General features: G+C 68.7%; 16 protein-coding genes and 2 pseudogenes. 4 read left to right on the top strand and 14 right to left on the bottom strand.

Annotated features, from left to right (window positions below):
- Positions 1-36: 36 nt before the first annotated feature.
- Positions 37-867 (top strand): alpha/beta hydrolase, encoded by an 831-nt coding sequence (locus AB0L97_RS08360; protein ID WP_364426441.1) that lies wholly within the window; start codon positions 37-39, stop codon positions 865-867.
- A 37-nt stretch (positions 868-904) separates the two neighbouring features.
- Here AB0L97_RS08360 and AB0L97_RS08355 read toward each other — a convergent pair whose 3' ends face one another.
- Positions 905-1147, bottom strand: coding sequence for a helix-turn-helix domain-containing protein (locus AB0L97_RS08355; protein WP_159929549.1), 243 nt, complete (start codon positions 1145-1147; stop codon positions 905-907).
- Between the two features lie 199 nt (positions 1148-1346).
- Here AB0L97_RS08355 and AB0L97_RS08350 point away from each other — a divergent pair, with 199 nt between their 5' ends.
- Genes AB0L97_RS08350 through AB0L97_RS08340 form a run of 3 tightly spaced genes read left to right on the top strand, consistent with a single transcriptional unit; the run spans position 1347 to position 3012 of the window.
- Positions 1347-1631, top strand: coding sequence for a hypothetical protein (locus tag AB0L97_RS08350; RefSeq protein WP_364426436.1), 285 nt, complete (start codon positions 1347-1349; stop codon positions 1629-1631).
- Positions 1631-2179, top strand: coding sequence for a DUF6879 family protein (locus AB0L97_RS08345; RefSeq protein ID WP_355074012.1), 549 nt, complete (start codon positions 1631-1633; stop codon positions 2177-2179). The genes AB0L97_RS08350 and AB0L97_RS08345 overlap by 1 nt, the downstream gene beginning before the upstream one ends.
- Positions 2180-2184: 5 nt before the next feature.
- A complete protein-coding gene (locus AB0L97_RS08340; RefSeq protein WP_364426432.1) occupies positions 2185-3012 on the top strand; it encodes a helix-turn-helix transcriptional regulator in 828 nt (275 codons plus the stop codon).
- A gap of 66 nt (positions 3013-3078) precedes the next feature.
- Here AB0L97_RS08340 and nuoN read toward each other — a convergent pair whose 3' ends face one another.
- The 13 genes and pseudogenes from nuoN to AB0L97_RS08275 all read right to left on the bottom strand — a co-directional run bounded on the left by nuoN (position 3079) and on the right by AB0L97_RS08275 (position 18485).
- Positions 3079-4704: an NADH-quinone oxidoreductase subunit NuoN gene (gene nuoN / locus AB0L97_RS08335; protein ID WP_364426429.1), complete on the bottom strand. Its 1626-nt coding sequence runs from the start codon at positions 4702-4704 to the stop codon at positions 3079-3081.
- Positions 4701-6323 carry an NADH-quinone oxidoreductase subunit M gene (locus AB0L97_RS08330; RefSeq protein ID WP_364426426.1) on the bottom strand — a complete coding sequence of 541 codons (1623 nt, stop codon included), beginning with the start codon at positions 6321-6323 and terminating at the stop codon, positions 4701-4703. Before AB0L97_RS08330 ends, nuoN begins: the two co-directional genes overlap by 4 nt.
- Complete coding sequence (gene nuoL / locus AB0L97_RS08325) at positions 6320-8206, bottom strand: NADH-quinone oxidoreductase subunit L (RefSeq protein WP_364426423.1); 1887 nt, start codon at positions 8204-8206, stop codon at positions 6320-6322. The genes AB0L97_RS08330 and nuoL overlap by 4 nt, the downstream gene beginning before the upstream one ends.
- Position 8207: 1 nt before the next feature.
- Positions 8208-8507: an NADH-quinone oxidoreductase subunit NuoK gene (nuoK, locus tag AB0L97_RS08320; RefSeq protein ID WP_355074002.1), complete on the bottom strand. Its 300-nt coding sequence runs from the start codon at positions 8505-8507 to the stop codon at positions 8208-8210.
- Positions 8504-9334: an NADH-quinone oxidoreductase subunit J gene (locus AB0L97_RS08315; protein WP_355074000.1), complete on the bottom strand. Its 831-nt coding sequence runs from the start codon at positions 9332-9334 to the stop codon at positions 8504-8506. The genes nuoK and AB0L97_RS08315 overlap by 4 nt, the downstream gene beginning before the upstream one ends.
- Positions 9331-9915: pseudogene (nuoI, locus tag AB0L97_RS08310) on the bottom strand (NADH-quinone oxidoreductase subunit NuoI); the annotation flags it as partial. The pseudogene nuoI and the gene AB0L97_RS08315, both read right to left, overlap by 4 nt.
- Positions 9916-9921: 6 nt before the next feature.
- Positions 9922-11199: pseudogene (gene nuoH, locus AB0L97_RS08305) on the bottom strand (NADH-quinone oxidoreductase subunit NuoH); the annotation flags it as partial.
- A gap of 16 nt (positions 11200-11215) precedes the next feature.
- Positions 11216-13753 carry an NADH-quinone oxidoreductase subunit G gene (locus tag AB0L97_RS08300; protein WP_364426418.1) on the bottom strand — a complete coding sequence of 846 codons (2538 nt, stop codon included), beginning with the start codon at positions 13751-13753 and terminating at the stop codon, positions 11216-11218.
- Entirely contained in the window at positions 13750-15072 is a 1323-nt protein-coding gene (gene nuoF / locus AB0L97_RS08295) for an NADH-quinone oxidoreductase subunit NuoF (protein ID WP_355073997.1), read from the bottom strand. Before nuoF ends, AB0L97_RS08300 begins: the two co-directional genes overlap by 4 nt.
- On the bottom strand, positions 15069-15836 hold the full coding sequence (nuoE, locus tag AB0L97_RS08290) for an NADH-quinone oxidoreductase subunit NuoE (RefSeq protein WP_355073996.1): 768 nt from the start codon (positions 15834-15836) through the stop codon (positions 15069-15071). Before nuoE ends, nuoF begins: the two co-directional genes overlap by 4 nt.
- Positions 15833-17158, bottom strand: coding sequence for an NADH-quinone oxidoreductase subunit D (locus AB0L97_RS08285; RefSeq protein ID WP_364426413.1), 1326 nt, complete (start codon positions 17156-17158; stop codon positions 15833-15835). The genes nuoE and AB0L97_RS08285 overlap by 4 nt, the downstream gene beginning before the upstream one ends.
- Positions 17158-17934 carry an NADH-quinone oxidoreductase subunit C gene (locus tag AB0L97_RS08280; protein WP_364426410.1) on the bottom strand — a complete coding sequence of 259 codons (777 nt, stop codon included), beginning with the start codon at positions 17932-17934 and terminating at the stop codon, positions 17158-17160. The genes AB0L97_RS08285 and AB0L97_RS08280 overlap by 1 nt, the downstream gene beginning before the upstream one ends.
- A complete protein-coding gene (locus AB0L97_RS08275) occupies positions 17931-18485 on the bottom strand; it encodes an NADH-quinone oxidoreductase subunit B (RefSeq protein WP_040866749.1) in 555 nt (184 codons plus the stop codon). The genes AB0L97_RS08280 and AB0L97_RS08275 overlap by 4 nt, the downstream gene beginning before the upstream one ends.
- Between the last annotated feature and the right edge of the window lie 40 nt (positions 18486-18525).

Here is an 18525-nt window from a genome sequence, read left to right as displayed (position 1 = left end):
ATTCCGAAGAGGGAACCGACTGCACGAGGAGAACCCATGACCCATCTGCCGTCCGCGGTCACCGCGCGGACCCTCGACGTCCCGGGTGCGCACCTGTACTACGAACTGCGTGGCACGGGCCCGCTGGTCGTACTGGCGGGCGCGCCGATGGACGCCGCCGCGTTCGCGCCGTTGGCCGACCTGCTGGCCGTGGACCACACCGTGCTCACCACCGACCCGCGTGGGCACCAAGGTTCCACGCTGAAGGACGCCGAAGCGGACTCGACGCCGGAACTGCGCGCCGACGACCTCGTCCGGCTGATCGCGCATGTCGACGCCGGGCCCGCCGTGGTCTTCGGTTCCAGTGGCGGTGCGGTGACCGCGCTCGCACTCGCCCGGTCTCGTCCTGATCTCGTCACTACGGCGATCGCGCACGAACCACCGATCAACGCGCTGATCGCCGACCGGGACGCGCATCGAGCCGCGACCGACGACCTCGTCGCCACCTATGCCCGAGGCGACGTGCTCGGCGCTTGGCGGAAGTTCTTCGCGGCCGCGAACATTGCGATGCCCGAGCCGGTGCTCGAGCAGATGTTCGGCCCGGAGCGCGACCCGCGGCAGCTGGCCAGTGAACGTTACTGGTTCGCCCACGAGATCCGCGGCACCACCACCTGGGAACCCGATATCCGCGCCCTGCGCCACGCGTCCACTCGTCTCGTCATCGGTATCGGCGCGGAATCCGCCGGGCAATTCTGTGATCGCACCTCGCGCGCGCTCGCCGCGGCGCTCGACCTGACGCCAACGCTGTTCCCCGGTGGACACACCGGATTCGTCGACGATCCCGGCGCCTTCGCCGACCGGCTGCGCGAAATCCTCGACAAGTCCTGAATCGGCTGGAGTCGCCTGCGAAGTCTCGGGATCCGGCTCACAACGTGAATCTGCGGCCCTTCGCGGCCCACTCGCCGCGGCCGCGCGGCGTGATGGCCCAGCGGCCGCGGTGCTGGCAGTCCATGATCAAACCGCGCGACTGCAGGCGCAGCAATGCGCTGCGCACCGACCAGGCGGTCAGCCGCGCCTGCTGCGCCAGCTGCTCCACAGTGAGCAACCCGCCCGGCGCCAGCACACCCAGCACCGCGAAATCGGCGGCAGTCCTGGGGCGTCTCATCATGTCGCGGCCCTTTCCCTCGAGGAGAAGGCAGCCCGGGACCGACATCGGCGCGGTGGCCCGGGTTGCCGAATCGACGGTAGAAGCCACACCGATACCGCCGCCCACATTTTGCGCGACTTTGCGAAGTGCGTTGACCGGCATCGGGTCCGGTGGGGACGATTGCACGACATCGTCCGCCAGCTCTCGCAAAGGATCAGCTATGAACCTGCGACTTCTCGGATCCGGATCCGACCATGGAGCTTGCCCCGCCGTGTATGCGACCGACACCGGCGTGCTCGTGGTGCAGGGCGATGCCACCGACCGCACGGGCACGGTGCGTGTACCGCACCAATTGCTGGACTGGCTGGAACCAGGCATGTGGCTACGGGTGGAGCCGAGTGGAACCTGCGGATCGGTGCTGGTGGCCGGCGAACCGGTCACCGACCCCGAACTGCTCGCCCAGTTGACCCTCGACTGTCACGAAACCGCCGTGGTGGTGCGCTGATGCTGCACGTCGCCGGTGACCGCTGTTTCGAGCCGCTCTTTCGGGCGGCTCGATTCCGCGCTTTCCACTTGGAGGTGAGAGATCAGTACCTGATGGAGGACGAGCAGGAAGCGTTGCGCCGCTTCGATGCCGGAGTAGCGTACGAGCGAGAGGAACAGCCCGAGTCGTGGAAAGCCTGGGATGCTCTGATGGTCGAGTCGGCCACCCGCGGAGTCACGCTGGAGCGACTACGTGTCGTGACGGTCCCGCATACCGGCTACACCCGGTGGTTGTTGTCGGCGACCGACGACAACATCGCCACCGGCGAGGCGGTGCGCTGGCTACCGCGGCATCTGGTCGACGCGGCGGATCTGCCGCACGACGACTACTGGCTGTTCGACTCGGACACGGTGGCCTTCAACACCTTCGCCGAGAACGGGGCGTTCACCGGGCTGTCGATCAGTACTGATCCGGCGCTGGTCGCCCGGTACCTGCGGGTGCGGGAACGGCTGTGGCCCATGGGCATCGATCATCAACGATATTGCGAGAGTGAGCACGTACCCGAGTGAACGGTGTGTCGGACGCACGCGAGGTGCTGGGCGCGCGCCTGCGTGAACTTCGTCGCGCTGCCCACCTCACCGGCCTGGAGCTGGCCGCGAGGTGCGGCTGGCATTCGAGCAAGGTCTCCCGGATCGAGGGCGGCAAGCAGACGCCGTCGGAAGCGGACCTCGCCGCGTGGTGTGAAGCGTGCGGTAACACCGCCGTGCTGGACGATCTGGTCGCCAATGCGCGCAATCTGCAGTCGATGTACCTGGAATGGCAGCGCACCGTCGCCTCCGGGCACGCGCGCAGGCAACGGCAATCGATCCATTTGGAATCGCAGACCTCGCAGATCCGCTGGTACGCGCCGGACACGTTGCCGGGGCTGCTGCAAACCGAGGGCTACGCGCGCGCGATCCTGACCGCCTGCATCGCGGTGACCGGTGGGCGCGACGACCTGGAAGAAGCGGTGGCCGCGCGCATGACCCGTAAGCAGGTGCTCTTCCGGGCGAAACACCGGTTCCACTTCGTGGTCAACCAGGCCGCGCTCTGGCGCACGGTCGGCGACGCGATCGTCATGGCCGAGCAACTCGCCCACCTGCTCGCGGTGATGGCCAACCCGACTGTGCGGTTGGGCATCATCCCGATCTGCGCCGAGTACCGCGCCCCCGCGACGAACTTCGTCATCTACGACCGCTCACAGGTGCTGACCGAGACGGTCTCGGCGGAGCTGACCATCACGCGCCCGTCCGAGATCGCGCTGCACGAGAAGACCTTCGCGATCCTTGCCGACCAAGCCGAGTACGGCGATCGAGCCCGGGCGCTGATCGCGAAAGCGCTGCAAGGCCGGCGCGGCGCCTGAGTGCGTCGAGCCGTGAGACGACGATGCCGCCGCGGTCGTGCGGCGGCATCGGGGCGAGCGGGCCGGTCAGCGAACGAACGTCGCCGCCTGATCGGCGAGATCGAGCAACGGCTGCGGAAAGACACCGAGCGCGAACGTGATCGCCGCGGTGACCGCCACGATCGTCGTCGTCAGCGGCGGGCTGACCAGCAGCGGCGCGTCGGCGGGCGGGTCGGTGAAGAACATGAGCACGATGACCCGCAGGTAGAAGAACGCCGCGACGGCGCTGCAGATCACGCCGATGACGACCAGTGGCGCCGCGCCGCCCGAAGCGGCGGCTTCGAAGACGGTGAACTTGCTGACGAAGCCGCTGGTGAGCGGCAACCCCGCGAAGGAAAGCAGGAACAGCGCGAATACCGTTGCCAGCCAGGGTGATCTGCGGCCCAGCCCCGCCCACCGTGGCAGGCCGGTGGCCTCGTCACCGTCCGGCTCGCGGACCGAGCTGACCACCGCGAACGCGCCGAGTGTGCCGATTCCGTAAGCCAGCAGATAGAACAGCACGGCCGCGACACCGCGGTCGTTGGCCGCCACCGGGCCGGTGAGCAGGAACCCGGCATGCGCCACCGAGGAATACGCAAGCATTCGTTTGACGTCGGTCTGCGTGATCGCCATGACCGCGCCGACGGCCATGGTGGCGATCGCGACGGCCGCGAGGATGGGCCGCCAGTCGTCGCGCAGACCGGGCACCGCGACCTGCAGCACACGCACCAACGCGCCGACCGCCGCGATTTTGGTGGCGGCGGCCATGAACCCGGTGATCGCGGTGGGAGCGCCCTGGTAGACGTCGGGCACCCAGGACTGGAACGGCACCGCGCCGATCTTGAACAGCAGGCCGACCGCGAGCATCGCGATCCCGAGGACCGCCAGCGTCGCGTTGTCCGGATGCTGGGCGATCGCGTCGGCGATGCCGCCGAGTCGCACCGTAGCCGCCTGGCCGTACAGCAGCGCGACGCCGTAGAGGAAGAACGCCGAGGAGAACGCGCCGAGCAGGAAGTACTTCAGCGCCGCCTCTTGGGAGAGCAACCGCTTGCGCCGGGCCAGACCGCACAGCAGATACAGCGGCAGCGACAGCACTTCGAGGGCGACGAACATGGTCAGCAGGTCATTGGACGCCGGGAACAGCAGCAATCCGCCGACGGCCAACAGCGTCAGGGGGAACACCTCGGTGGTCGCGACACCCGCGCGCAGCGCCGCGGCTTCGGTCGCGCTGCCGGGCACCGCCGAGGCCTGGGGCGTGAACGCGTCCACACCGCGTTCGAGGGTGGCGGCGGCTCGGCTCCAGGTTCCGGGGCCCGACCGCGCCCGCAGACGCGGCTCGGCTCCGCGCTCGGCGATGAACAGGATCCCGAGCAGCGACACCACCAGGATCGTGCCCTGCAGGAACAGCGTCACGCCGTCGATCGCGACCGCACCGGCGACAGCGGTGGATTCGGTGCCCGCCAGCAGCACCACCGCGATCAGCGCGGCGACCAAGCCGACCACGCTCAGTACCAGATGGGTGGCATAGCGGTAGTGCCGGGCGACGAACGCTTCGGCCAGTACACCGAGTACGGCGGCGCCGAACACGATGAGCATGGGGGACAGGGCGCCGTATTCGATGCTCGGCGCGGGAACGCTCGCGGCGAGCGTCGCGGTGGAGGCGAGGTCGGTCATTTGTGGACACCTCCGGGATGGTGGGTCGATCCCGCTTCCGCCGGTGGTGTCGACGGTGCGGGGTCGGTCCGGCCGATGGTGGTGAGGGTCTGGCTCACCGCGGGATTGATGAAGTCGGTCAAGACTTTCGGGTAGATGCCGAGGAACAGCAGCGCGGCGATCAGCGGTACCACGACGGCGAGTTCGCGCGGGGCGAGATCCCAGATCCGCTCGTTGCCTTTCTTCACCGGTCCGGTCATCATCCGCTGGTAGAGCCACAGGACGTAGAGGGCAGCGAGCACCAGCGCGCTCGCGGCGATCACGGCGGCGAACTGGTAGCGGGTGAAGGTACCGATCAGCACCAGGAATTCGCTGACGAAGGGTGCGAGCCCGGGTAGCGAGAGCGTCGCGAGACCGGCGATGAAGAACGTGCCCGCCAGCACCGGGGCCACCTTCTGCACGCCGCCGTACTCGGCGATGAGCCGGGTTCCGCGCCGGGACACCAGGAACCCGGCCACCAGGAACAGTGCGGCGGTGGAGATGCCGTGATTGACCATGTACAGCGTCGCGCCGGTCTGCCCCTGGCTGGTCATGGCGAAGACGCCGAGGATGATGAAACCGAAGTGGGAGATCGAGGTGTAGGCGATCAGGCGCATCACGTCGGTCTGCCCGATGGCCAGCAGCGCGCCGTAGACGATGCCGATCACCGCGAGCGTGATCACCAGCGGCGCATAGGTGCTCGACGCGTCGGGGAACAGGGGCAGGCAGTAGCGCAGCATGCCGAAGGTGCCCACTTTGTCGACCACCGCCATCATCAGCACCGCGCTGGAAGGCGTGGCGGCGACGGCGGCGTCGGGCAGCCAGGTGTGCAGCGGCCACAAGGGCGCCTTCACCGCGAAAGCGAACATGAACCCGAGGAACAGGGCATTGAGCACCGCGGGACCCGCGCCGAGCTGCCCGGCGTTGGCGGCGGCGACGACGGTGCGGAAATCGAACGTGCCCGAGGACCCTTCGCCCAAACCTTCGCGGGCGGTGAGTACGTACAACCCGATGACCGCGGCCAGCATGATCAGCCCGCCGAACAGGTTGTACAGCAAGAACTTCACCGCCGCGCGCGAGCGCTGCCTGCGCACCAGCGCGTCGCCGGTGCGCGGCCCGAACCCGCCGATGAGGAAGTACATCGGGATGAGCATCGCCTCGAAGAAGACGTAGAACAGCAGGATGTCCAAGGCGACGAAGGAGACCAGCACCATCGCCTCGACGAGCATGATGAGCGCGACGTAGGTGTGGGCCACCCGCCTGCCGCTGCCGACTTCGCGTTCGTCGTGCCAGCCCGCCAGGATCAGCAGGGGCACCAGTGCCGCGGTCAGCAGCACCAGCACCAGTGCGATGCCGTCCAGTCCGAGGGTGTATCCGGCGCCGAACGCCGGAATCCACTGATGGGATTCGACGAACTGGTATTGCGCGCCGCCGGGATCGAAGCGCACCGCCAGCGCGATGCCGATACCGAGCGTGAGCACCGAGATGGCCAGTGCCACCGCGCGCGCGAGCGTGCGTCGCGCGGCGGGCAGCACGAGCACGATCGCCGCACCGACGACCGGCGCCAGCCACAGCGTCGTCAACCAGGGGAACTCGCTCACCACAACCTCACCGCCAGCAGGGCTGCGGCCACCAGGGCCGCGCCGGTGAACATGGACAGGGCATAGGAGCGCACGAAGCCGGACTGCACACGCCGGGCTCGTGCGGACAACCCGCCGATCAGCGCCGCGGTGCCGTTCACGACGCCGTCGATGCCGCGATTGTCTAGGAAGACCAGCGCCCGGGTGAGGTACTGTCCCGGCCGCATGAACGCCGTTTCGTTGACCGTGTCGCCGTAGAGGTCGCGGCGCGCCGCGACGGTGAGCGCGGAGACGGCTTCGGGTGCGGTCTCGGGGATGTCGCGCTGCGCGTATTGCGAGTAGGCCACCCAGACTCCGACGGCGACCACGCCCAGCGCCAGGATGGTGACCAGCGCCGCGGGAACGGCTTCGGTGCCGTGGTGGGCGCCCACGACCGGTTCGAGCCAGTTCTGCAATGAGGAGCCGAAGACGAACACCGCGCCCGCCCCGATCGAGCCGAGGGCGAGCAGGATCATCGGCCCGGTCATCACCGCGGGGGCTTCGTGCGGGTGGGTGTCCGGTTTCCAGCGCCGTTCGCCGAAGAACGTCATCAGCATGACCCGCGTCATGTAGAACGCGGTCAGTCCCGCGCCCAGCAGCGTGACCAGTCCCAAGGCGACTCCACCGAGACCGCCTTGGTTGAACGCCGCCTCGATGATCCGGTCTTTGGAGAAGAATCCGGCGAACGGCGGAACACCGATGATGGCGAGGTAGCCGAGGCCGAAGGTGACGTAGGTGATCGGCAGCAGGGTGCGCAGTCCGCCGTAGCGGCGCATGTCGGTTTCGTCGTTCATCGCGTGCATCACCGAACCGGCGCCGAGGAACAGCCCGGCCTTGAAGAACCCGTGGGTGAGCAGATGCATGATGGCGAAGGCGTATCCGGCGGGGCCGAGTCCGGCGGCCAGCACCATGTAGCCGATCTGGCTCATGGTGGAGGCGGCGAGCGCCTTCTTGATGTCGTCCTTCGCGCAGCCGATGATCGCGCCGAACAGCAGGGTGACCGCGCCGACCAGCACCACGCCGAGGCGCGCGTTCGGTGCGAGGTCGAAGATCGCGTTGGAGCGCGCGATCAGGTACACGCCCGCGGTGACCATGGTTGCCGCGTGGATGAGCGCCGACACCGGGGTGGGGCCTTCCATCGCGTCACCGAGCCAGGATTGCAGCGGCACCTGCGCGGACTTGCCGCACGCGGCCAGCAGCAGCAACAGGCCGATCGCGGTGAGTGTGCCCTCGCCCGCGGCGGACGCGGCGCCGAACACGACGTCGAAGTCGATCGACCCGAACGTCGCGAACATGACCATCATCGCGATCGCCAAGCCCATGTCGCCGACCCGGTTGACGACGAAGGCCTTCTTGGCCGCCGTTGCCGCCGAGGGCTTTTCGTGCCAGAACCCGATCAGCAGGTAGGAGGCCAGGCCGACGCCCTCCCAGCCGAGGTAGAGCACGAGGTAGTTGTTCGCCAGGACCAGCAGCAGCATGGCCGCGAGGAAGAGGTTCAGGTAGGCGAAGAACCGCCGCCGAGCCGGATCGTGGCTCATGTAGCCGATCGAGTAGATGTGGATCAACGAGCCGACGCCGGTGATCAGCAGCGCGAAACAGATCGACAGCTGATCGAGTCGCAGCGAGAAGTCGACCTGCAGACCGGCTACCGGAACCCAGCTGAACAAATCCTCGCGCACCGCGCGGTCGGCGGTGTCGCGCCCGAGCATGTCGGCGAACGCGAGCGCGGCGACCACGAACGAGGCCAGGGCCAGCGCGGTGCCGAGCAGATGGCCCCACTTGTCGGCGTAACGTCCGGTCAGCAGCAGGACGATCGCGCCCGCCAGGGGGAGGGCGGGCAGCAGCCACAGCGTTGCGGTGTCCACGTCAGAACTTCAGCAGGTTGGCGTCGTCGACCGAGGTCGAGCGGCGGGTGCGGAAGATGGTCATGATGATGGCCAGGCCGACGACCACCTCGGCCGCGGCGACCACCATCGTGAAGAACGCGAACACCTGTCCGTCGAGGTTGGCGTGCATCCGGGCGAAGGTGACGAACGCGAGGTTCACCGCGTTGAGCATCAACTCGATACACATGAACACGACGATGGCGTTGCGCCGCAGCAGCACTCCGGCCGCGCCGATCGTGAACAACAGGGCGGACAGGAACAGGTAGTTCTCGGGATTCACCGGTTGCCTTCCTCGTCGCTGGGTGTGTCGGCCGCGTCCGCCGCGGGCGTGGTGCCGACCGAGATGACGGCCGCTTCGGTGAGCGCCCTGGTGCGGCGGTGCCGCAGGATGGTGCTGACCGACAGTTCCTCGAACGACCCGTCGGGCAGCCGCGCGGGAATGTCCACCGCGTTGTGCCTGGCGTAGACGCCGGGGGTGGGCAGTGGTGTGGCGCGGTGGCCCTTCTCACGGAAGCGGCGGCGCGACAGTTCACGCTGATCGGTGCGGGGGCCGAAGTGCTCGCGGTGCGCGAGCACCATGGCGCCGATGGTTGCGGTGATCAGCAGGGCGCCGGTGAGTTCGAAGGCCCACACGTAGCGCAGGAAGATCAGTTCGGCCAATTCGGCGATCACGTTGCGGCCGGGGAAACCGTTGGCGGGGAAAGTGGTTCCGGATTCGCGCACGCCGTGGGCGATGCCGCCGCTGAGCAGCAGCCCGAAGCCGATGCCTACCGCGGCGGCGGCGAGTCGCTGGCCGCGGATGGTCTCCTTCAGCGATTCGGCGGAGTCGACGCCGACGAGCATCAGCACGAACAGGAAAAGCATCATGACCGCGCCGGTGTAGACCACGATCTGCACGATGCCGAGGAACAGTGCGTCCTGGGCGATGTAGAACGCGGCCAGCGCGATCATCGTCGCGGCCAGGCACAGTGCGGAGTGCACGGCCTTGGGGGCGAACACCATGCCGAGCGCGCCGAGCACGGCGATAGGGGCGAGGATCCAGAATTGGACGGTCTCGCCGGTGGATGCGCGGGTCAGTGGCTCCGCGGCCAGGATCAGTTCGGTCATCGTGTCACTCCTTCCGCGCCGGCGGCGGCGGGTTTGCGGAGCGCGTCGGTCGCCGTGGCACCGCTGGTGGCAGGCGCGCCGGGCACCCGGCCGAGGTAGTAGTCGGCCTCGTCGGCGCCGGGGTGCATGGCGTGCGGCGGTGGGGTCATCCCGGGCTGCAACGGGGCGAGCAATCGGTCCTTCTCGTAGATCAGGTCGGCCCGGTTGTCATCGGTCATCTCGTAGTCGTTGGTCATCGTCAGCGCCCGGGTGGGGCAGGCTTCGATGCACAGGCCGCAGCCGATGCAGCGCAGGTAGTTGATCTGATAGACCCGGCCGTATCGTTCACCGGGCGAGAACCGTTCGGTCTCGGTGTTGTCGGCGCCCTCGACGTAGATCGCGTCGGCGGGGCAGGCCCATGCGCACAGCTCACAGCCGATGCACTTCTCCAAGCCGTCGGGATGCCGGTTGAGCTGGTGTCTGCCGTGGTAACGCGGCGCGGTCGGCGTCCTCTGCTCGGGATAGAACTCGGTGTTCGGCTTCTTGAACATGGTGCCCGCGGTGACCGCGAACCCGCCCAGTGGATCGAACAGCCCGGCTTTGGTGCGGGTGGCGTCGCGTGTGTGCGCGTCGGCGGGCAGCGGCGGAACCGGGAAGCCGAGGAAGACCGTCGACTCGGGGGAATCCGCGGTCACGGGTTGCTCGACCGGTGGCGGCGCCGCCTGCGCCCGGCCCGCCCGCAGGAATTGCAGCACCAGCAGACCGGTGACCACCAAGCCGCCGATCACCAGGATGGGGGTTTGCACCCGATAGCCCTCGGCCTGCAACACCCGTGCGGTGGCCACCACCATGACCCAAGCCAGCGAGGTCGGGATCAGCAGTTTCCAACCGAGGTTCATGAACTGGTCGTAGCGCAGCCGGGGCAGTGTGCCGCGCAGCCAGATGAAAACGAACAGGAACGTCCAGACCTTCGCGGTGAACCACAGCACCGGCCACCAACCGGAATTGGCGCCGTCCCACATGTTCAGCGGCCACGGGGCGTGCCAGCCACCCAGGAACAAGGTGGTGGCCAGCGCGGACACCGTTCCCATGTTGACGTACTCGGCCAGCATGAACATGGCGAACTTGAGCGAGGAGTACTCGGTGTGGAAGCCGCCGACCAGCTCGCCCTCGGCCTCCGGCAGGTCGAACGGCGCCCGGTTGGTCTCGCCGACCATCGAGACGCAGTAGATCAGGAACGACGGCAGCAGCAGGAAGACATACCAGGTGCCTTCCTGCGCGGACACGATGCCGGAGGTGGCCATGGTGCCCGCGAGCAGGAACACCGTCGCGAAGCACAGCGCCATCGCGATCTCGTAGGAGATGACCTGCGCGGTCGAGCGCAACCCGCCCAGCAGCGGATAGGTCGAGCCCGACGACCATCCGGCCAGCACGATGCCGTAGACGCCGATGGAGGTGATCGCGAGGATGTACAGCACCGCCACCGGCAGATCGGTGAGCTGCAACGGCGTGATGACACCGAAGAACGACACCTCGGGCCCGAAGGGGATCACCGCGAACGCCATGAAGGCGGGCACCACCGAGATGACCGGCGCCAGGATGTAGATCGGCTTGTCCACGATCGCCGGGACGATGTCCTCCTTGAGGGCCATCTTCACGCCGTCGGCGATGCTCTGCAACGAGCCGAACGGCCCGGTCCGGTTGGGGCCGATCCGCATTTGCATGCGTGCCACGATCTTTCGTTCCGCGAGCACGGCGATCAGCGGAATCAGCATCAGGTAGACGAAGACGGCCAGCGCCTTGACGATCACCAGCCACAAAGGGTCGTGCCCGAAGCCGGCGGGCGCGTAGGGATCGGAGGCGGCGCGGGTAACCGTGGAGGTCAAGGCGAGCGCGGCGAGATCACTCATGACGGTGCTCCTTCATCCTCTCGTCGGCGTGCCGCAGATGCACGATCGCGCCGGGCTGCACGGCGAGTTGCTCGGCGATGGAGCAGCCGGGCGAGTGCTGCGGCAGCCAGACCACCCGGTCGGGCAGGTCGCTGATCATCAGCGGGAGCGTGACCGTGCCGCGGCTGGTGGCGACCGTGACCGGGTCGTCGGGTTGTACGCCGATCTCGGCGGCGGTGGCGGCCGACAGGCGCACCACCGGGGGCCGGGCGATGCCGGCCAGATTCGGTTCGCCGTCCTGCATCCGGCCTTCGTCCAGCAGCATGCGCCAACTGGCGAGCACCGCCGTTCCCGGCTCGAGCCGCGGCAACGGGTTCGGCCCGTGCGCGGGGGCGGTGACGGGTGCGCCGTCCCACGCGCCGAGTTCGGCGAGTTCGGCGCGGGCGGATTCGATGTCGGGCAGGCCGAGGCGCACCGACATCTCTTCGGCGATGGCGTGCAGCACGCGCTGATCCGACAGCGGCGCGGTCTGGCGGCGCACCATGTCGTCACCGAGCGCGGCGGCGAACGGGCGCGGCCTGCCCTCCCAGGTGCGGAAGGTGCCGGATTTCTCCATGGCCGCGGCTACCGGGAAGACCACGTCGGCGCGTTCGGTGACCGGGCTGCGGCGCAGTTCCAGACTCACCACGAACCTGGCCGCGTCGATCGCGGCCAGCGCTGCGGCCGGATCGGGCAGGTCGGCGACATCGACTCCGCCGATGACCAGCGCGCCGAGGCCGGAGGCGGCCTCCAGGATCGCCGTGGTGTCCCGGCCCGCGCCGACGGGCAGCTCCGGCACGTTCCAGACAGCGCGGACCTGTTGGCGGGCACGGGGATCGGCGACGGGCCTGCCGCCGGGAAGCAGGCCGGGCATGGCGCCCGCTTCGACCGCGCCACGTTCGCCTGCCCGGCGCGGCACCCAGGCGAGGGCGGCCGAGGTTTCGTCGGCGAGGCGCACCGCGGCCGACAGCGCGCCCGCGACGCCCGCCATCCGCTCGCCGACCATGATCACCGCACCGGGTTCGCGCAGCAGCCGGGCCAGATCGGCCAGCTGGGCGGGATCCGCGCCGGGCGTGGTGATCTCGCCGGTGCGGATGGCGTCGAGCAGATGCGGTTCGGCGCCCGGCGCGGCGCGCATCAGCCGTCCGGACATGCGCTCGAGCCCGCGCGAGGAGTACGGCGCGAGCGAGTAGATCGGCAGGCCGCGCTTGCGGGCCGCCTTGCGCAGGCGCAGGTAGACGATCGGCGATTCTTCCTCGGGTTCGAATCCGACGAGCAGGACGACCGGTGCGGCTTCCATGCTGTCGTAGGTGACCGCGCCGTCCTGGCCCGCGACGCGGGCGGCGAGGAAATCGGCCTCCTCGGCAGAATGCGCGCGGGAGCGGAAGTCGACATCGTTGGTGCCGAGGGCGACTCGCGCGAACTTCGCGTAGGCGTAGGCGTCCTCCTCGGTGACCCGGCCGCCGACCAGCACGCCGGCGTTGCCGAAGGACGCGGCCAGCCCCTCCGCGGCCGCGGCCAGCGCTTGCGACCACGAGGCGGGGGCGAGTTCGCCGTCCCAGCCGCGCACCAGGGGGGTGGTGAGCCGGTCGGGTCCGGTGGCGTAGGCGAAAGCCCACCGGCCCTTGTCGCAGTTCCACTCCTCGTTGACCTGCGGGTCGTCTCCGGCCAGCCTGCGCAACACCTTGCCGCGCCGGTGGTCGGTGCGCTGGGCGCAGCCGGAGGCACAGTGCTCGCAGACGTTCGGGCTGGACACCAGGTCGAACGGGCGCGCGCGGAATCGGTAGGCGGTGCCGGTGAGCGCGCCGACGGGGCAGATCTGCACGGTGTTGCCGGAGAAATAAGAATCCAGCGGTTCGGCCTGCGCGGTGCCGACCTGTTGCAGCGCGCCGCGATCCATCAGTTCGATGAACGGGTCGCCCGCGATCTGCTGGGAGAAACGGGTGCAGCGGGCGCAGAGTACACAGCGTTCCCGGTCCAGCAGCACGGCCGTGGACAGCGGAATCGGTTTGGGATAGGTGCGTTTGCGGCCGTCGAACCGGCTTTCGGCGCGGCCGGTGGACATCGCCTGGTTCTGCAACGGGCACTCGCCGCCCTTGTCGCACACCGGACAGTCCAGCGGATGGTTGATCAGCAGCAGCTCCATCACGCCCTCCTGCGCCTTGTCGGCGGCGGGGGAGGTGAGCTGGGTGCGCACCACCATGCCGTCGGCGACGGCCATGGTGCAGGAGGCGACCGGCTTGCGCTGCCCTTCGACTTCGACCAGGCATTGACGGCATGCGCCGACCGGGTCGAGCAGTGGATGGTCGCAGAAGCGGGGGATCTGGATGCCGATGAGCTCGGCGGCCCGGATCAGCAGTGTGCCGGGCGGCACGCTGACGGCGGTGTCGTCGATGGTCACGGTCACCAGGTCGGCGGGCGCGGGCCCGCCGTTGTTGTCACGCACGGCGGCAGGCCCGTTCGCCGCCCGGCCGCCACCCCTGATCGAATCGCTCCGCGATACCGGTTTCATCGGACCTCTTCTCCTGACTCGGCCCATGCCGTGCTGCGCGCCGGGTCGAACGGGCAGCGGCCCAGCCGCAGGTGTTCGACGTACTCCTCGCGGAAGTACTTCAGCGAGGAGATGATCGGGCTGGCCGCGCCGTCGCCGAGGGCGCAGAACGACTTGCCGTTGATGGTGTCGCTGATGTCGAGCAGCTTGTCCAGGTCGGATGCGACGCCGGTGCCCGCCTCGATACGGTGCAGCAGCTGCACCAGCCAGTAGGTGCCCTCCCGGCATGGGGTGCACTTGCCGCAGGACTCGTGGGCGTAGAACTCCGTCCAGCGCAGCACGGCGCGCACCACGCAGGTGGTGTCGTCGAAGATCTGCAAGGCTTTGGTGCCGAGCATGGATCCCGCACCCGCGACGCCTTCGTAGTCGAGCGGCACGTCGAGGTGTTCCTCGGTGAACAGCGGCGTGGACGAGCCGCCCGGAGTCCAGAACTTCACCCGATGCCCGGCGCGCACGCCACCGGCGTAGCCGAGTAGTTCGCGCAGCGTCACGCCCAGCGGGGCCTCGTACTGCCCGGGCCGGGTGACGTGACCCGACAGCGAATAGAGCGTGAAGCCGGGCGAGCGCTCGCTGCCCATGGAGCGGAACCACGCGATGCCGTTGCGGATGATGGGCGGCACGCTGGCGATGGACTCGACGTTGTTCACCACGGTCGGGCAGGCGTACAGACCCGCGACGGCGGGGAACGGCGGGCGCAGCCGAGGCTGGCCGCGGCGCCCTTCCAGCGAGTCCAGCAGTGCGGTCTCCTCACCGCAGATGTAGGCGCCCGCGCCCGCGTGCACGATCAGCTCGAGGTCGTAGCCGGAGCCGAGGATGTCATGACCGAGAAAGCCCGCCTGGTAGGCCTGGGCCACCGCGGCCTGTAGCCGCCGCAGCACCGGAACCACCTCGCCGCGCACGTAGATGAACGCGTGCGCCGCGCGGATGGCGTAGGCGGCGATGACGACGCCTTCGATCAGCGCGTGCGGGGCGGCCAGCATGAGCGGAATATCTTTGCAGGTGCCTGGTTCCGATTCGTCGGCGTTCACCACCAAGTAGTGCGGTTTGGTGACGCCGTCGGGACCGGGCCCCTGCGGGATGAAACTCCATTTCATGCCGGTGGGGAAGCCCGCGCCGCCGCGCCCGCGCAGGCCCGCGTCCTTGACGGTCTGGATGATCTGATCCGGGTCCGTCCGCAGGGCGGTGCGCAGCGCCTGGTAGCCGTCGTGGCGCAGGTAGGTGTCCATCGTCCAGGACTGCGGATCGTCCCAGTAGGTGCTCAGCACCGGGGTGAGCGTCATCGCCTGCCCTCCGTGTCCTCTTCCGGCGCGGGGGCGCGCATGCCCTGTTCGCGGGCCACCCGCAGGCCGGCGAGTGTCGCGTCACCGGCCGCGCCGTCGAGCACACCGGGGCGCTCGTCGGGGAAACCGGCGAGGATGCGGGCGGTCTGCTTGAACGTGCACAGCGGCGCGCCCCTGGTCGGGGTGACCTGCTGTCCGGCTCGCAGCGCGTCCACCAGCGCCCGCGCGGACTCGGGGGTCTGGTTGTCGAAGAACTCCCAGTTGACCATGACGACCGGCGCGAAGTCGCAGGCCGCGTTGCACTCGACGTGCTCCAGCGTGATCGATCCGTCCGCGGTGGTCTCGCCGTGCCCGATGCCGAGGTGGCGCTCGAGTGCGGCGAGGATGGCGTCGCCGCCCATGACCGCGCAGAGCGTATTGGTGCAGACGCCGACGTGGTAGTCGCCGGTCGGTGTGCGCCGGAACATCGAGTAGAAGGTGGCGACCGCGGTGACTTCGGCGCCGGTCAAGCCCAATTGCTCAGCGCAGAACTCGATTCCGGTGCCGGTGACGCAACCCTCCTCGGACTGCACCAGGTGCAGCAGGGGCAGTAGCGCCGAGCGCGGATGCGGATAGCGCGCGATGATCTCCTTGGCGTCGGTTTCGAGCCGTTCGCGCACGAAGGGCTGGTACGGCTCGGGCCGGGCGCTGAGCTTCAGCAGGACCCGCGTGCCACCGGTCCCGTAGCCACCGTTCGGGGTATCGCCGTCCGTTGCCGGGTTCATCGGTCCACTCCGCCCATGACGGGGTCGATGCTGGCGACCGAGGCGATGACGTCGGCGACCATGCCGCCCTCGCACATCGCCGCGACCGCTTGCAGATTGGTGAACGAGGGGTCGCGGTAGTGCACGCGGTAGGGCCGGGTGCCGCCGTCGCTGACCATGTGCACGCCGAGCTCGCCGCGCGGCGACTCGACGGCCGCGTACACCTGGCCGGCCGGAACGCGGATGCCTTCGGTGACCAGCTTGAAATGGTGGATCAGGCCCTCCATGGACCTGCCCATGATCTTGCCGATGTGCTCGGGAGAGTTGCCGAGTCCGTCGGCGCCGAGTTGCAGGTCGGCGGGCCAGGCGATCTTCTTGTCGTCGATCATGACCGGGCCGGGCCGCAACCGGTCCAGGCACTGCTCGACGATCTTCAACGATTCCTTCATCTCTTCCACCCGGATGACGTAGCGGCCGTAGCAGTCGCATCCGGTGGTGATGGGAACGTCGAATTCGTAATTCTCGTAGCCGCAGTAAGGCTGGGCTTTGCGCAGGTCGTGCGGCAGGCCGGTGGCGCGCAGCACCGGGCCGGTGATGCCGAGGGCCATGCAGCCCTGCAGGTCGAGATAGCCGATGTTCTGGGTGCGGGCCTTCCAGATCGGGTTGGCGGTGAGCAGGCGCTCCATATCGCGCAGCCGTTCGGGCAGCAGCGCGAGCAGTTCGCGCACCTTGGTGACGCCGTTGTCGGGGAGGTCCTGAGCCAGGCCGCCGGGGCGGATGAACGCGTGATTCATCCGCAGGCCGGTGATCGTCTCGAACACGTCGAGGATCAGCTCGCGTTCGCGGAAGCCGAACAGCATCGGCGTCAACGCCCCGAGCTCCATGCCGCCGGTGGCCAGGGCGACCAGGTGCGAGGAGATGCGGTTGAGTTCCATCAGCAGCACGCGGACGATGGTGGCGCGCTCGGGGATATGCTCGGTGATGTCGAGCAGTTTCTCCACGCCAAGGCAGTACGCCGTCTCGTTGAAGAACGGCGACAGGTAGTCCATCCGGGTGACGAACGTGACGCCCTGGGTCCAGTTGCGGAATTCGAGATTCTTCTCGATCCCGGTGTGCAGGTAGCCGATTCCGCAGCGGGCCTCGGTGACCGTCTCGCCTTCGATCTCGAGGATCAGGCGCAGCACACCATGGGTGGACGGATGCTGCGGACCCATGTTGACGACGATGCGTTCTTCGCCCGCGCCGGACAGCGTCTCGGCCACCTGGTCCCAGTCCTGGCCTGCGACGGTGACCGTGGCGGGCTCGGGCGCGGTGACCTCGGGTTCGGTGTCGGTGTCGCTCATCAGCTGTATGCCCTCCGCTCGTCGGGCGGCGGGATGCGCGCGCCCTTGTATTCGACCGGGATCCCGCCGAGCGGGTAGTCCTTGCGCTGGGGGTGACCGCGCCAGTCGTCCGGCATGGTGATCCGGGTCAGCGAGGGGTGCCCGTCGAACCGGATGCCGAAGAAGTCGTAGGTCTCGCGCTCATGCCAGTCGGTGGTCGGATACACCTCGTAGAGCGAGGGGATGTGCGGGTCCGCGTCCGGTGCGGAGACCTCCACGCGTAGACGGCGGTTGTGCGTGATCGACATGAGGTGGTAGACGGCGTGCAGTTCACGGCCGGAGTCCGCCGGGTAGTGCACGCCGTCGACGCCGAGGCAGAGCTCGAATCGCAGTGCGGGATCGTCGCGCAACGCGCGGGCCACCGTGGGTAGATGCTCCCGGCGCACGTGCAAAGTGAGTTCGCCTCGGAAGACGATCACCTTCTCCAGCGCGGCGTCGGAGCGGGCGCCCGTGGCGGCGAGCGCGGCGTGGAGCGCGGCGACCAGCTCGTCGAAGTACCCGCCGTAGGGGGCGGGCGTGCCGCCGGGCAGGGTGACGGGGCGGACCAGGCGGCCGTAGCCGGAAGTGTCGCCGGTGCCGGTGACGCCGAACATGCCGCGGCGCACGCCGATCACGTCGGCCTCCGCCGGCCTGGAATCCTCCTCGGGCAGTGTGCCTTCGGGGCCCGCGGTGGCGGCGGCATCGATCGCGTCGTGCGCGGGCGGTGTTTCGGTGTCGTCGGGGGTGTCGAAGGTCATCGCAGCAGACCCTCCATCCGGATGGTCGGCGTCGAGGCGAGCGCGGCCTGTTCGGCGGCGCGAATGGCTTCCTCGCGGTTGACGCCGAGCGGCATCTGTTGAATCTTGGCGTGCAATGCCAGGATCGCGTTCAGCAGCATCTCCGGCCGGGGCGGGCAGCCGGGCAGGTAGATGTCCACCGGCACCACGTGATCGACGCCCTGCACGATGGCGTAGTTGTTGAACATCCCGCCGGAGGAGGCGCAGACGCCCATCGCCAGCACCCATTTGGGTTCGGTCATCTGGTCGTAGACCTGGCGCAGCACCGGAGCCATCTTCTGACTCACCCGGCCCGCGACGATCATCAGATCGGCCTGCCGCGGCGAGGCGCGGAAGGCCTCCATGCCGAAGCGGGCGATGTCGAAACGGCCCCCGCCGGTGGCCATCATCTCGATGGCGCAGCAGGCGAGCCCGAAGGTGGCCGGCCACAGGGAGCCCTTGCGCAGGTATCCGGCGAAATCCTCGACGGTGCTCAGCAGGAAGCCGCTGGGCAGTTTTTCCTCGAGACCCATGTTCTACTGACTCGCTTCCACTCGTCGGCTACGAATTCGG

The sequence above is a fragment of the Nocardia sp. NPDC051911 genome (assembly GCF_040681035.1).
Taxonomy (GTDB): Bacteria; Actinomycetota; Actinomycetes; order Mycobacteriales; family Mycobacteriaceae; genus Nocardia; species Nocardia sichangensis.
Note: the sequence above shows the minus strand (reverse complement) of the source record. Positions and strands in the feature narration are given on the sequence as shown.

Excerpts from the sequence above, each read along its gene's own strand:
- AB0L97_RS08360 (WP_364426441.1), top strand. The coding sequence starts at position 37 with ATGACCCATCTGCCGTCCGCGGTCACCGCGCGGACCCTCGACGTCCCG.
- AB0L97_RS08355 (WP_159929549.1), bottom strand. The coding sequence starts at position 1,147 with ATGATGAGACGCCCCAGGACTGCCGCCGATTTCGCGGTGCTGGGTGTG.
- AB0L97_RS08350 (WP_364426436.1), top strand. The coding sequence starts at position 1,347 with ATGAACCTGCGACTTCTCGGATCCGGATCCGACCATGGAGCTTGCCCC.
- AB0L97_RS08345 (WP_355074012.1), top strand. The coding sequence starts at position 1,631 with ATGCTGCACGTCGCCGGTGACCGCTGTTTCGAGCCGCTCTTTCGGGCG.
- nuoN (WP_364426429.1), bottom strand. The coding sequence starts at position 4,704 with ATGACCGACCTCGCCTCCACCGCGACGCTCGCCGCGAGCGTTCCCGCG.
- AB0L97_RS08315 (WP_355074000.1), bottom strand. The coding sequence starts at position 9,334 with ATGACCGAACTGATCCTGGCCGCGGAGCCACTGACCCGCGCATCCACC.
- AB0L97_RS08300 (WP_364426418.1), bottom strand. The coding sequence starts at position 13,753 with ATGAAACCGGTATCGCGGAGCGATTCGATCAGGGGTGGCGGCCGGGCG.
- nuoF (WP_355073997.1), bottom strand. The coding sequence starts at position 15,072 with ATGACGCTCACCCCGGTGCTGAGCACCTACTGGGACGATCCGCAGTCC.
- nuoE (WP_355073996.1), bottom strand. The coding sequence starts at position 15,836 with ATGAACCCGGCAACGGACGGCGATACCCCGAACGGTGGCTACGGGACC.
- AB0L97_RS08285 (WP_364426413.1), bottom strand. The coding sequence starts at position 17,158 with ATGAGCGACACCGACACCGAACCCGAGGTCACCGCGCCCGAGCCCGCC.
- AB0L97_RS08280 (WP_364426410.1), bottom strand. The coding sequence starts at position 17,934 with ATGACCTTCGACACCCCCGACGACACCGAAACACCGCCCGCGCACGAC.
- AB0L97_RS08275 (WP_040866749.1), bottom strand. The coding sequence starts at position 18,485 with ATGGGTCTCGAGGAAAAACTGCCCAGCGGCTTCCTGCTGAGCACCGTC.